The sequence below is a fragment of the Microcoleus sp. T3_B1 genome, from assembly GCF_036700445.1.
Lineage (GTDB): Bacteria > Cyanobacteriota > Cyanobacteriia > Cyanobacteriales > Microcoleaceae > Microcoleus.
Map to the genome: position 1 here is coordinate 31,096 of NZ_JAUBOX010000008.1, position 13,826 is coordinate 44,921.

Below are 13,826 nucleotides of genomic sequence, written 5' to 3' on the forward strand. Positions count from 1 at the left end.
GGCTTATGACTCCTGTCTCAATAATTTCAAAGTTTCCAACTCCGGCTTCCCGTAAGAATGCAGCCAATTCCAAACCAATAGAGTCAGCAATCCTTCACTAATAGCTAGGGGTACTTGAGTGATAGCAAAGATGCCAGCAAACTTGAGAAACGAAGCCATAAAACCGCCACTTGCTGCCGGAAAAGCTAATGCTAATTGAATCGAAGTCGTTACATAAGTCAGCAAATCTGCCAAAGCCGCCGCACAAAAAAATGCCGCCCGCTGGCTACCCGTTCGCAACAGCAATTGATAGATAAAATAGGCAGCGAAAGGCCCGACAATCGCCATCGAAAACATATTCGCTCCCAGCGTTGTCAAGCCACCATGCGCTAACAGTAACGTTTGAAACAACAAAACTAAAGCCCCCAGTACCGCCATCACCGAAGGGCCGAACAATATTGCGCCCAAACCTGTACCCGTCGGGTGAGAACAACTGCCCGTTACCGAGGGAATTTTTAAAGCAGAAAGCACAAAAGTAAACGCACCCGCTAAAGCAAGCAATAGTTTAAGTTCCGGGTGTTCTTTTGTAATGCGAGTAATCGATCGCAAACCTACTGCAAAAAAAGGCAACGCCACAATCCACCAAAACGCAGCCCATTGCATCGGCAAAAAACCTTCCGAAATGTGCATAGCTGCGGCGGGCGTTGCCGAACCCAGGACAATATAACAACTCAAGCCAGCCATCAATCCCAAGCTGACCAATTTCCGATTTCTGGTCTTCACGCTGAACCTCGCAGATGAGACTATTTGACACTCCGGGCGCCTTCAGGCGCGAGGATTCTTGGATAAATCAGTCGATTTGCTCCTTGATGCTGCCATCAAAGAGTAGAGATCGTTCTGTCCCCCAGCGTTAATTCCGGTGTGCCCCACCGTATTTAAATTGAAACTAATTCCTGCTTCCTTCAACCCTTTCGCCAAAATGTTTTTTGCGGCGTTATGGTCGCGATCTAACACCGTCCCACAACCACAAATATGGGTTCTCGTTGACAGGGTTTTCTTAACAGCATTGCCACAAGTTGAACAATTTTGTGAGGTGTACTGAGGTGCTACAGAAATTATAGTTTTACCGTACACTTTCCCAAAATATTCCAACCATTGAGCAAACTGTGACCACGCCGCGTCGCTAATTGATTTAGCAAGCTTGTGATTTTTGACCATGTTCATCACCTGAAGGTTTTCGTAAGCCACAAAATCGCTAGATTTTATCGCGCACAACGCCGTCTTTATGGCGAAGTCTTTACGCTGCCTGCTGACCTTCAGGTGTTTTCTTCCTAACTTATTAATCGCTTTTTTCCGATTGCTAGAACCTTTCTTTTTTCGAGTAACTCGTTTTTGCAATCTTTTCAAAGCTTTTTCGCTTTTACGGAGATACCGAGGATTAGGAACCGTTTCGCCATTGCTATCAGTATAGAAATGGTTTAGCCCTACATCTATTCCAATGGCTTTGCCAGTTGGAATAAGTTCCTCTTTGCGTTCAACATTTATGCAAAACTGGGCGAAATATCCGTCGGCACGACGCACAACTCTAATTCGTTTAATCTCGTCGGGCGCGTAGAAATGCAAATCTCGACTACCAATTAACTTAAATTTTCCAGCAGTAAAACCGTCCTTAAATGTCAAGCATCTTTTCTCGGCCGAAAGTGACCAACCCGATTGCTTGTATTCGACAGAACGAGTGTGTTTTTTGTATTGTGGGTAGCCCTTTTTCCCTGGTGTTTTAGCTTTGCAATTAGCAAAGAAACGCTGGATAGCAAAAATGGCACGCTCCGCCGAAGCTTGACGTGCCGTCGAGTTAAGTTTGCCTGCCCATTCAAACTCCTTAGCCATAATGGCACACTGTTTGTACAGGTCAACCAGCTTAACCCCTTGATTCTCTGTCCAGTATCTAAGAGTTTTGTTTCTGACAAATTGAGCCGTCCGAATCATCTCGTCAATGATCCGATATTGCTCTGCTTTGCCTTTCAACTTGAACTCTAGTATTATCATGGCAACAGTCTATTACTTTTACAAAAACTTTTACTTGCAAAATCTGCATATTTAACAATTGTTTACACATTGCCTAAATTAAAGCCGTCCTAGAAGGACAGGGCTTTCGACCCCATTTTTCGGTAAACTAACACATCGGCGGGCATCCTGACTCAGAAAGCGACATGACTCTCATTACAGTTGCGGGACAGCGCCGGACTTGCACCGAACTTTCCCCCTTTCCTCTAACGGCTGCTCCCCATTAGAACCGACTGGTTAGACATAGTTTAGTCGATCGCGTAAATCTCAGCAAATATTTTACAAAAATTACTTCAGATTAACTAAGTCAAAATTACCTATCATCTTCTCTTCTCTTCCTTCGCGTCTTCGCGGTTCGTTCAATAAATACTATTGCCAAACAAATCAAAGGTATAATGTTAGTGAGTTTTGAGGAAAGCCGCCATGTTAGATTACAAATTTCCGAGGCACTGGCCCTCAGCCGATGAACTACCAGACTCAGATGAAACGCCTGTGGATAACGAACTGCAAGAATTAATACCAGGGTTGTTAAAAGCAATATTGCTCATACTTTGGGCAGAACGGATGGACTGGTTTTTTGGCATAGATATGGGTATTTATCATCACCCTGACGAACCGCCCATTGTCCCAGATGCTTTCTTGAGTTTAGGTGTAGAAAGGTTTTATGATGAAGAATTGCGTCCCAGTTACGTGCTGTGGGATGAAAATGTTATGCCTACTTTTGTGCTAGAAGTTGTTTCCCCAACTTATCGCAAGGAATACAGCACAAAATTGGAGACTTATCAAGCTTTAGGCGTACTTTATTACGTCATTTATTCTTCCCGCCGCCGTCGTAAACCTCATTTGGAAGTACACAAGTTAGTCAATGGGAAGTACGAGTTACAGTCAGGACATCCAGTTTGGATGCCTGAAATTGGTTTGGGGATTGGTTGTGAAAGGGGAAGTTATTCTGGGGTGACAAGGGAGTGGTTGTATTGGTATGATGCCGATGGAAAACGTTATCTGACTCCTGAAGAACAGGTGAAAGAATCAGCGCAGCGCGCCCAACAGGAATCGCAGCGCGCCGATCGATTGGCCCAACGTTCCGATCGACTAGCTCAGCGATTGCGGGAGTTGGGGATAGATCCTGATAATCTCACCTGATGGCAATCAAGAGTACCAGACTGACCGACTCTAGACGCTCAGAAAGCGGGTTTTTCAACAGAGATCGATCGTCCTCAACGGAGGATTTTTGGGAAAAAACCCAGTTGCTGCGTCCAGGAATGTGTGAATATTTATCAAAACAATCAGGAAAGATGGAGCTAGATTTGGGAAAAACAGAGAGTTTGACGGCAAACATTGAAATTTAGCTCGAAAACATGAAAATCAGGAGAGGTTATTAAAAACGTTCCTAACCTGGCAGTGGTCAGTCCGTGTTCTGGATTTGAAGGGTTTGCCTGTTCTGCCCGCAGAATTGTTGAATTCAACGCTGCTGTTGGTCAAGGTGTGGGTATCGCTGCGGTTAATGCCATTCTAAATAACAAAAATATGGCCGATGTATCTAACCGAGAAGTGAGACAAGTTCTCGCCCAAACAGGCCAGTTACCTAAAATTTTTGGAGTTGCAAATAATGGTGATGGAATGCTATTGGCGCAATTTGAGAATCTTGTCAGTTCAGATGCTATTGCGTAATCTCAATTTCAATAAACAATGCAATAGTAGGTTGGGCAGGTGGAACAAACTCAAGCCAAAAGTTTTTAGCAAGAAATGAGTGAAATTGGTATTAATATTATTTCCCATGGAAGGACAACAATCACGTTGGTTTGTAGTGAGGACTTTAATCCTCATAAAATTCTGAGCACTTCCGTCGTCACTACAAACCTATAACGGTGATTTTACCGGAAATTATATAATAGCTCGATCGCCTGCACCGAATTATTTTGCTGCGCCGCACTCATCTGTTAAACAACTTTTCAACTTGAGACTTCGCTTGATTTTTCCAGCTTGGTTTCTCGCACAAACAAGAAAAGCGGGAAAGCACAGGAAAACGAAACCAGGAAACCCAGAAGTATGTACAGCCCTACAAAACTTATATCCCATCGTTTTGACTCAGCGTACATCCAAGTGCTTCCTGCTACAGTTGCGATAAACAAATCTAAACTTACCGATTTCGCAGCAAGATTAGCCGAACTCTCGCTTACAAAGTCGAGCAAGCCAGCATTGCTAAAAAACTGCAAGTTATAGTACCAAGGCAGCACAAGCCCCAGAATTGCTAGGATGAGATAAATGATTCGCTTAACGCTCATAATTACCTTACCTGTTCTTTAATCAACTGTATTAGCCTACTCGTTAACAACCAATCCTTACTTCTTCTGCGGGCAGTTCGGATGAATGCCCCCCTGCAAACAAATGTAAGCAATTTGACTTTTATCTAAATTCTTAGCTTCCGCAAAATCAACTCCTAGGAATCGACCGGATTTACTACCAGTCGGATTTTGAATAAATTGATCCGAAGCTGTTTTCCCCAGAAACACAGCGCCTTTAAAATCCGCTCCCGCTAAATTCGCGCCCCTAAAATCAACCGAACTCACCTCCGCATTCCGAAAATTCGCATCTTGCAACCGAGCATCTTTTAAATTCACGTTAGCGAGTTTAGTCGAAGTCAAATTGGCATTTTGTAAGTTGGCGCCGCTCAAATCAGCACCAGACAAATCAGCACCTTGCCATTCCGATTTAGACAAATTTGTCAAGGACAACTGAGCGCCTTGAGCCTTCACTTTTGCCAAACGCGCACCTGACAAATCCGCTCCTGACAAATTCGCGCTTCCTATATCTGCTCCGGTAAAACTTGCATTTTTTAACAGTGCTTCCTGCAAATTCGCTCCAATTAAAATAGCACTGCTGAAATTAGCTGAATTTAAATTGCCGTTTGACAAATTAGCTTTGTTCATGACAGCGCGCACAAAAGTAGTGCGGTTCATTACAGCACTGTTCAAAGACGCCCCGGTCAAATTTACTCCTTCCAAATTAGCGCCGCTCAAGTCAGAAATCCAATCGTCAAAGGTAGCCGGACGCCTGTCTTCGCCGGTGCCGTAAAAGCGAGCTCCCTGCAAGCTGGCATTGGTTAAATTGGCATTTCTCAACTTAATTCCCGACAAGTCAACTTTGTTTAAAACTAAAGTAAACTGAGACGGGCCGGCAGGACTTTGAGCTAAATCCGTGCGGCTCAGATCCACGCCGTTGAGTTGGCTGCTATACACTGTGAGAATTTTGCCGATCGCCCTTTGTACTGTTCGCTGGCGGGCGGCCGCTAACTCGCGTTCCGGGGCCTTGCCGCCAAACCGCAGGGAATCGAGATCGTTGCTGAGGGCCTGATTCAACCGCTGCAACTCAGGCAAAGCTTTCGGCCCGCTACTGACTAAAGCTTGCTGGATCGCGTCCAGCATGGCGCGGTTGTCTTCTTGAGCTAGCAAATCCGCTAGCAGGGGTACGGCGCGGGAGTCTTCCACGGCCCCCAAAGCCAAAATAGCCGATCGCCTGCCCGATGCCCCGCTAGCCGATGTGGGAGACAATTTGCTAACTAAAGCCACAAATAATTCGTCGTTCCGCTGCCGGGAATCCCGCAAATTTGCTTGACTTTGAGTGTAGATGAGAGTGCCGACAAACAAAGTTAAAATCAATCCCGCGCTGCCGATGATAACTATCACTAAAGTTGTGCCTGGGTGTTGGCGCATCCAATTCCACAAACTGGCATTTGTTTTCAGCCCGCTTTGTGGAGTCACAACCAAAGCCGCAATCTGCGCGTCTTCCTCAGTCCAATCTGGACTCTTGACAGGATTGTCAGACTGTTGATTCGATCGAGCGTTGACGACCAAAGTATTGGCGAGGCGATCGTGTCCAGATTGCCGTTTGTAGCGCCATGCAAAAGCGCCGTCTGCGAGCACTGCCAAGCCGCTCAGCCCCCCTAAAATCAGCAAATCAGGAAACGCACCAGTCAAGCGCCAAATGCCGTAAGCGACGCCCAGAGGCACTCCCCAGCGCCCCAAACTTTCGCGAATTAGCACTTGTCCAAAACCCGGAGGAGTACCCGACGCTGTGACAACTTTGACGCCGAACCAGCGTTTGGGGATAGTTTGACCGGTTCTGGCGAGCAAAAACAGTTGCCACCCCGCTAAAACTGCCGGTGCCAGCAGCGCCCCTGACCAGAATAGATTAGTTAGGGGTGCGACTCTGGGGCTGCGATCGCGCACGGGTATGCCCAAAGTACGGGCGACGGTTTCGGATGCTGCTGCTACTGAGGAATTGAGTGGTACGGTTTGAGATTCCTTGTTGACCAATGCCCCGATACTGAAGGGAACGAGGGCGCTGGCCGCAATTAACGAAATTTCCACAGCCCAAGCGCCGCACCTGCGAACCAGCAGTGGCATTTGCTTGGATTGTGTTTGCCAAGACGGATCGGGTTGATTGAGCCCGCTGGGCGCGGTGGGGTTAGCCATATTTATAATTTCCTATTGTTAGTCGTTAGTTGGAGGAATCAGGAGATATTGCCAATTTATCAGAAATTTGGGTTTAAAACCCCGTCCTTGGCTTGACGGCTTTCTATTGGATGAGCGTGAATTTACGCTTGGCAAAGCAACCCCAAACCAGGTTATAATTAAGTTGTCAGGGTGAAACTCCATTGCCATCGTGAAACAGTTGAGACACACTTTCAGGCATAAATTTAGGGGCAAAGAGCGGCGAAAACTCTTAAAACAGCTAGGGATAAAAAAAATAATATCCCAATACCAGAGAACCAAATACTTTGTTGACTACTGAAGTAAGGCGGGGCACGCCTGAACTCTAGGTTCATATCCTAGTACGCTTGGGGAGATAGACCCTCTGGGATTAACTAAGTTAAGCTCGTCAATTGGTGGTATTCCACGGTTGAAAGGTTTAAGTATTGCCGTAAGGATAGTGAGTAGTAAGGTCAGTCGTGGAGCCAAGAATCACCTCGCCTTTAGGACGGTCGGTGAGTGTCAAACGCTATGTAGATTAGCACTCCGAGAACGGCAAGAGTCATCAGGGCGGAAATTAGCTTTACGATGCTATTGAAGACTGTCAGGACAATTATCGCTGCCAAGGCAAAGGCTGCCACCTGCCCCGGTTTAGGGAGTCTTTGAAACTTGTCGAGTAATTGATTGTATAAGGTTCCGACGGCTTGATACCGGTCTGAATTTTGTGTGATGAGTGGCGATCGTTCTACTTTAGCTTTTAGTTCTCCGATCGCTTGCTGCCAATTGAAGTTATTTTGAGGATTCATAAAAAAATTCGGAAGTTAGTTTAGATTAAGGTGTTTGGAACCGCCATTATCCCCTACCGTCAAAGAACTAGAACCAAATGCCATTGTGTGAGGAAACATGAAGATCAATTATCCGGGCGATCGCGGCAAACTGTGGTTTAGCTCGATCGTGACCCTAGCCTTGGCAATGATTTTAGCGGATGCCGGTGCCCTTCGGAGCCAACCGCTACAAATTGCTCCGGGATTTCCCGAACCGCTGGGAGTTTCTGGAGTTTCCGGCGGCCCGAACAATAGCGGCGACTGCGGTTTTGTGTCCCAAGCACCCAACCACGTCATCGAAGTAACGCAGGATTTGCCTTACTGGCGGATTGCAGTACAAACCGCTGGAGCTCCGAGTTTGATGATTCAGGGGCCGAGGGGGCGTTTCTGTGTGCTGCCGGCGAATGCTGCTGCGGGGAATGTAGAATTTTCTGGTTATGGGGACAAGGGGACTTATGTTATTTTTGTGGGCGATCGATCTCAAGCTCAACACCCTTACTCTCTGTCTATTTCTCAGAAGCGAAACTAAAGTTATACCAATACTGAAAAGTCATGCAAGGTCTGAGTGAATTTATCAACAAGGCGATGCAAGAGTGGAAAATACCCGGGCTGGCGATCGCAATCGTTAAAGATAGCCAAATAATTTTTTGTGAAGGCTTTGGAAAGCGAGATGTAGAACAAAATTTAATTGTTACACCGCAAACTCTCTTTGCGATCGGTTCTTGTACGAAACCTTTTACCACAATGGCGATGGGTATTTTGGCAGACCGCGGCAAATTAGACTGGGATCGACCTGTCAGAAATTATCTGCCCACTTTTAAACTTTATGACTTCTATGCAACCGAACGTATGACACCCCGCGACCTCGTGACTCATCGGTCTGGCTTACCCCGTCACGATGCTATGTGGTATAAAAGTCCCTTCACCCGTAAAGAAATATTCGATCGCTTACAATATCTCGAACCCACTCACGAATTGCGTACTGTTTTTCAGTATCAAAGTTTGATGTACATGACCGCTGGCTACTTGGTTGGTGAAATTGCAGAGAGTAGCTGGGAAGAATTTGTGCAACAGGAAATTTTTAATCCTTTAGAAATGAGAGATAGTAATTTCTCTGTAGAGACATCCCAACAAGCTGATGATTTTGCACTTCCTTATCAAGAAAAATCCGACAAAGTTGAGAGATTACCCTTTTGTAATGTCGATGTTAGCGGCCCAGCCGGTTCGATAAATTCCAACGTTGCTGATATGGCTAAGTGGCTTTTACTCCATCTCGATCGGGGTAAGTATGGCGAGAAACAAATTATCTCGCCAAGTAATCTGAGCGAGATGCACGCTCCACAAATCGCGATCGGTCAACCGCTGGAATATAATGAACTTTTTTATTATTTTTATGGTTTGGGATGGGGTATTACCTCTTACCGAGGTCATAATTTAATTCAGCATGGCGGTAATATTGATGGATTTTCTGCACTGACAACTTTGCTGCCTCAAGACAATATTGGTATAGTAGTTCTGACTAATATGGCTCTAAACTCAGTACCAGATACTGTGACTTATTATATATGCGATCGCTGGCTCGGTCTAGACGAAGCTCCTTGGAATCAACGAATGAAGGAAAAATATGCTCAAAGCAAAGAATCTACTGCAAAAGCCAAAGAGCAAATAGCCGTTGACTCTCGTAAAACAGGAACCCAGCCTTCTCATCCTCTAGAAGATTACACAGGTTATTTTGAGCATCCAGCATACGGAATCTTATCAATTGAAATTAATGACGAGCGTTTGACAGCAACTCATAATTCAATTATTTATAAATTAGAACATTACCACTATGACATTTTTGTTGAATCTGAGTTGTGCGATCGACCAGAACTTATATCTTTCTTAACTGATACCAAAGGCAATATTGCTAGCCTTAGCTTTCCCCTAGAACCGACTGTGAAAGAGATTTTATTTACCCGGATGCCTGAGAGTAAATCTCATTAATTCGGGCAGCAGCGTAGAGGCACACCCCGAACAGAGCCCAATTTCTGATTTAATTAACCACCTCAAATGCTGCACACCTCCTCAGCCACAGCGGTCAAGTTTGTAGTGAGGACTTCAGTCCTCAAAGCCTGATTTGTTCTCTAACCCACTTACGAAACAATCTGAGAGTTTGACTTGTACCCGCCGTTTGACTTTGTTCGCAATATTGGGAAATAGCTTCAATAATTGGCAAATTGGGAAATGTTGGACTAATTGCAGATTCAACATATTTCCCATCTTGAAGCACATTAATCTGAAGCTTTTTATTTTCATAGCGCCAGATTTCAGGTACTCCCAAAGCTTCGTAAGCATCGAGTTGAGTTTTGGAAGTTATATCGACTTCAATTGCTAAGTCAGGCGGCGGATCGACAGTTAAGTCGATGCGCTTTTTGCCAATCATTAGAGCGTGATTCTGAATGTAAAAGCAGTTGTCAGGTTCAATTCCTTGTAACATACTTTTTCGTTTAAAAGTCGTCGAACCAAAACATTCTCGATCAATTTCAAGTTCTTCGAGTAATATTTTTACCATATCGCCAATGATTTCCTTATTGAATTCATGTTCTGGTAGTGGCATCCTAATCTCCAAAGTTCCTTGACTGTAAGCTATTCTAGAGCCACGGTGTTCTCCCAACTCTTCTAAAATTGCTTCAAATTCCTGCCAGTTGACATCATGGAACAGCACTCTATGTCCTGGGGGTACACTGATTTGCCTTAATTGCAGCGTTACCATTTCAACCTCCGATTTATTTAAGTTTATGATAACTTGTCTGTATCGGTAATTGGGCATTGTGAAACAGTCAGCTTTGTAGTGAGGACTTCAGTGATCGAAGCCTGATTTGTTCTCTAACCCACTTACGAAACAATCTGAGAGTTTGGCTTGTACCCACTGTTTGGCTTTGTTCGCAATATTGAGAAATAGCTTCAATAATTGGCAAATTGGGAAATGTTGGACTAATTGCAGATTCAACATATTTCCCATCTTCAAGCAAATTAATCATCAGCTTGTTATTTTCGTAACGCCAGATTTCAGGTACTCCCAGATCTTCGTAAGCGTCCAGTTGAGTTTTGGAAGTTAAATCGACTTCAATTGCTAAGTCAGGCGGCGGATCGACAGTTAAGTCGATCCGCTTTTTCCCAATCATTAGAGCATAATTCTGAATGTAAAAACATTCATCAGGCTCAATTCCTTGTAACATACTTTTTCGCTTGAAAGTCGTCGAACCAAATGGTTCAAAGTCGATTTCTAGTTCCTCAAACAGAATTTTCACTAAATAGCCAATAATGATTTTAGCTTTCTCATGTTCTGGTAGTGGCATCCTAATCTCCAAAGTTCCTTGACTGTAAGCTATTCTAGAGCCACGGTGTTCTCCCAACTCTTCTAAAATTGCTTCAAATTCCTGCCAGTTGACATCATGGAACAGCACTCTATGTCCTGGGGGTACACTGATTTGCCTTAATTGCAGCGTTACCATTTCAACCTCCGATTTCTTTAAGTTTATTATAACTGATACAATCTTTTAAGTTGAGGGGTGTACAGCGCCCCCTCAACTTAATTTACTGGTAACTATCGCCCAAAGTCGAGCTGTCTAATCTGCGTTTTTTTGCTGCTTGAAAAGTTCCTTAAACTTGCGCTGCTGCTCGTTGTGATCTACGATCGGAGAGGGATAATGAAGAAGTCGGCGTTCTAAAGGTGAAAGATTTCCTGTTAGCAAAACTTTAGTATCAACGCGGCGCAATTCGGGAACCCAGTGCCGAATATATTCCCCCTCCGGGTCGAATTTCTGAGCTTGACTGGCGGGATTGAATATTCGCAAAGGTTTCGGGTCCATGCCGCTTGATGCGCTCCACTGCCAGCCGCCATTGTTAGCAGAAAGGTCGGCATCTATCAATTTTTGCATGAAGTATTTTTCACCCCACTGCCAGTTAATAATTAAATCTTTGGTGAGAAAACTGGCGACTATCATGCGGCAGCGATTGTGCATCCAAGCTGTCTGATTTAACTGCCGCATTGCTGCATCGATAATAGGATAGCCAGTTTTGCCTTTACACCAAGCTTGAAAGAGCTTTTCATCGTTCTCCCAAGGAAAGTCTTTGAATGCTTGACGGTAGGGGCCGTCTGCTAATTCTGGGAAGTTATACATGGCGTGTTGGTAAAATTCCCGCCACGCTATTTCCTGTTGCCAAGTGCGGATGCTTGTGCACGCTTCTTCGCTGCGGCAAGTGTCCATTACTATCTGGGTAGCTTGCCAAACAGTGCGGATGCCAATTGCACCAAATTTGAGGGCTGCGCTGAGTTGGGATGTGCCGTTAATGGCGGGGAAATTGCGCTGTTCTTGATATTGGTAAATTGCCCGATCGCAAAATTCTTCTAATTTTTTTTGCGCTGCATCTTCTCCGGGTTCTATTACTAATGGGTTTTCCCAAATAAATCCCAAACTCAAGGCTGTTGGCACTGTTTCCATTGCACCTGCTTGGTTGGCGATTGCTTGTTCTTCGGCGGTTAATCCGGTCATTAATTCCAGATAAGTTATCGGCAGTGTCTCTACTGGTTGGGCTTTGGGTTTACTGTTCCATTTTTTCCAAAATGGTGTATAAACTGTGTAGGGAGTCCCTGTACCGCTGCGAATTTCGTCCGGGGCGTGCAGGACTTGATCCCAGAAATTGTGAACTTGAATTCCTGCTTGTTGGAGGGCGTTTGATACGGACTGATCGCGCTGTTTTGCGTAGGGTTCTACATCCCAGTTCCAAAATACTGCTTGAGCATTTATAGCTGTTGCTAATCTCGGTATTCCTAGAATCGGGTCATCTTGAATTATCAGCAATTGGCTGCCTGCATCCCTGTAACGCGAGGAGAGTTTTTGCAAGCAGCCGATCATGTAGGTGACTCTAGCTGGCGCTACGTCATCCCGATTTATGATATTGCGATCGAGACAAAAAATTCCGACTACTTTCGGGCTTTGCTGGCGCGCTGCTGCCAGTCCGATGTTGTCAGAAATACGCAAGTCGCGGCGGTGCCAAAATAAAATTAGATTGGATATATCGGACATTCGATTTTAGATTTTAGATTTTAGATTTTAGATTTTACAGTCCTGGACACACGCGGGTTCAAAAACCCGGTTTCTAAGTTAAGATTTATCGGTGTTACGCACGATTTTTTTCAGAAACCGGGTTTTTTCCGTCAGTCCTATTTAAGTTAAAAATGGACGGGCTAAGAAAAAGCTAGAAATTGATTTTGAATCAATGGGTTCCCCAGCTAAGATAGCTTTTTCTAATTCTTCCGGGGTGAATAAAACTGTCTCCATGTCTTCGTCATCGTCTTGTGCTGGCGGCTTTTCCAGTTTTTCCAAATCTTGGGCTAAGAAAGCATAAATGATTTCGTCGGAATAACCGGGGGCGAGAAAAAATTGCCCTAATTTATGCCATTTTCCAGCGCGATATCCGGTTTCTTCTTCGATTTCGCGTTTGATAGTTTCGGCGGGATTTTCATTGATTTCTACCGTACCAGCGGGAAATTCTAAAATTCGCCCTTTTGTGGCAAAGCGATATTGGCGTACCAAGACGAGTTTACCTTCGGGTGTGACGGGAACTGCAAGTGCTCCGCCTGGGTGGCGAATACATTCCCACTCGCCTTCGGAACCGTTGGGAAGACGGAGGGTGGCTACGTCAAAGTTGAATTTGCGCCCTTGGTAAAATAGGCGTTGTTTGAGGAGTTGGGGTAGTTCTTGACCGATCGACATAAGCGACAAGCGAATAATGTTAGGGTGCACCGATTTAAGACATCATAGGCGATCTTATAGGATTTTAGATTTTAGATTTTAGATTTTAGATTGGGAATGACTGATAACTATTACAGTTTGGAGCTTACCTACGGTTGCATTTTTTGGGAAACTGGTACGATCCGTGAATTTTGCTCAATTGTTACAGTTGCAATTTTTGCACTCCGGAACAGTCTGCGGTTTGCAGGAGTTGGACGATCGCACTTTTCGTCACCGGATGCACCCAATCCGGGGCAATTTCTGCTAAAGGTACTAATACAAAAGCTCTTTCGGTCATCCGGGGATGAGGTAGAGTCAGTGTTGGAGTTTCTAGGATTAAATTGTCGTACAGCAGCAAATCTAGGTCTAGGGTTCTTGGCCCCCATTTTTCTCGGCGAATTCGATTAAATTTTATTTCAATTTCTAATAAAGCTGCTAGCAATTGTTCGGGTTCTAGTGCCACTTCTAGGATGGCGCAGGCGTTGATGTAATCGGGTTGCGGCGGCCCAACGGGGGCGGTTTGATACCAGCTTGAATGGGATTTTACTGCTATTCCTGGGGTGTTGTTGAGGGTTACGATCGCGCTAGAGAGTGTGGCGAGGGAGTCGCCTAAGTTGCTACCAAGGGCGATCGCACATTTTGTTGATTTCATAAGGAAGGAAGGTTCGGCAACGGATTGTGTAACGGATGTAACGGATGTAACGGAT

The 13,826-nt window shown here is 44.9% G+C and carries 14 protein-coding genes and 1 riboswitch; of the genes, 4 read left to right on the forward strand and 10 right to left on the reverse strand.

Features of this window, described 5'->3' with window-relative positions:
• Positions 1-3: 3 nt before the first annotated feature.
• Together QT990_RS06980 and QT990_RS06985 are read right to left on the reverse strand one after the other, a co-directional pair.
• Entirely contained in the window at positions 4-723 is a 720-nt protein-coding gene (locus QT990_RS06980) for an energy-coupling factor ABC transporter permease (RefSeq protein ID WP_333144552.1), read from the reverse strand.
• An 81-nt stretch (positions 724-804) separates the two neighbouring features.
• Entirely contained in the window at positions 805-2,025 is a 1,221-nt protein-coding gene (locus QT990_RS06985) for a transposase (RefSeq protein WP_333144527.1), read from the reverse strand.
• A 120-nt stretch (positions 2,026-2,145) separates the two neighbouring features.
• Positions 2,146-2,292, reverse strand: a riboswitch (cobalamin riboswitch).
• Positions 2,293-2,466: 174 nt separating this feature from the next.
• Between QT990_RS06985 and QT990_RS06990 the strand changes: the two genes are divergently transcribed.
• Both QT990_RS06990 and QT990_RS06995 read left to right on the forward strand, forming a co-directional pair.
• Positions 2,467-3,186 (forward strand): Uma2 family endonuclease, encoded by a 720-nt coding sequence (locus QT990_RS06990; RefSeq protein ID WP_333144528.1) that lies wholly within the window; start codon positions 2,467-2,469, stop codon positions 3,184-3,186.
• A 258-nt stretch (positions 3,187-3,444) separates the two neighbouring features.
• Positions 3,445-3,714, forward strand: coding sequence for a hypothetical protein (locus tag QT990_RS06995; RefSeq protein WP_333144529.1), 270 nt, complete (start codon positions 3,445-3,447; stop codon positions 3,712-3,714).
• 281 nt (positions 3,715-3,995) lie between these two features.
• Here the strand turns inward: QT990_RS06995 and QT990_RS07000 are convergent, their stop codons facing one another.
• The 3 genes from QT990_RS07000 to QT990_RS07010 all read right to left on the reverse strand — a co-directional run bounded on the left by QT990_RS07000 (position 3,996) and on the right by QT990_RS07010 (position 7,321).
• The gene (locus QT990_RS07000) at positions 3,996-4,328 is read right to left on the reverse strand and encodes a DUF2834 domain-containing protein (RefSeq protein ID WP_333144530.1); all 333 of its coding nucleotides are present in this window, start codon (positions 4,326-4,328) and stop codon (positions 3,996-3,998) included.
• Positions 4,329-4,385: 57 nt separating this feature from the next.
• Positions 4,386-6,518 carry a pentapeptide repeat-containing protein gene (locus QT990_RS07005; protein WP_333144531.1) on the reverse strand — a complete coding sequence of 711 codons (2,133 nt, stop codon included), beginning with the start codon at positions 6,516-6,518 and terminating at the stop codon, positions 4,386-4,388.
• A 500-nt stretch (positions 6,519-7,018) separates the two neighbouring features.
• A complete protein-coding gene (locus QT990_RS07010) occupies positions 7,019-7,321 on the reverse strand; it encodes a hypothetical protein (RefSeq protein ID WP_333144532.1) in 303 nt (100 codons plus the stop codon).
• Positions 7,322-7,418: 97 nt separating this feature from the next.
• Between QT990_RS07010 and QT990_RS07015 the strand changes: the two genes are divergently transcribed.
• Positions 7,419-7,868, forward strand: coding sequence for a hypothetical protein (locus QT990_RS07015; RefSeq protein WP_333144533.1), 450 nt, complete (start codon positions 7,419-7,421; stop codon positions 7,866-7,868).
• Between the two features lie 23 nt (positions 7,869-7,891).
• The gene (locus tag QT990_RS07020; RefSeq protein ID WP_333144534.1) at positions 7,892-9,325 is read left to right on the forward strand and encodes a serine hydrolase; all 1,434 of its coding nucleotides are present in this window, start codon (positions 7,892-7,894) and stop codon (positions 9,323-9,325) included.
• Between the two features lie 121 nt (positions 9,326-9,446).
• Here the strand turns inward: QT990_RS07020 and QT990_RS07025 are convergent, their stop codons facing one another.
• The 5 genes from QT990_RS07025 to folK form a co-directional block, all read right to left on the reverse strand.
• A complete protein-coding gene (locus QT990_RS07025) occupies positions 9,447-10,094 on the reverse strand; it encodes a Uma2 family endonuclease (protein ID WP_333144535.1) in 648 nt (215 codons plus the stop codon).
• Positions 10,095-10,161: 67 nt separating this feature from the next.
• A complete protein-coding gene (locus QT990_RS07030; RefSeq protein WP_333144536.1) occupies positions 10,162-10,836 on the reverse strand; it encodes a Uma2 family endonuclease in 675 nt (224 codons plus the stop codon).
• Positions 10,837-10,950: 114 nt separating this feature from the next.
• Positions 10,951-12,402, reverse strand: a complete 1,452-nt coding sequence (locus QT990_RS07035) for an FAD-binding domain-containing protein (protein WP_333144553.1) — start codon at positions 12,400-12,402, stop codon at positions 10,951-10,953.
• Between the two features lie 150 nt (positions 12,403-12,552).
• Positions 12,553-13,101, reverse strand: a complete 549-nt coding sequence (locus tag QT990_RS07040) for an NUDIX hydrolase (protein WP_333144554.1) — start codon at positions 13,099-13,101, stop codon at positions 12,553-12,555.
• 181 nt (positions 13,102-13,282) lie between these two features.
• On the reverse strand, positions 13,283-13,771 hold the full coding sequence (gene folK, locus QT990_RS07045) for a 2-amino-4-hydroxy-6-hydroxymethyldihydropteridine diphosphokinase (RefSeq protein ID WP_333144537.1): 489 nt from the start codon (positions 13,769-13,771) through the stop codon (positions 13,283-13,285).
• Between the last annotated feature and the right edge of the window lie 55 nt (positions 13,772-13,826).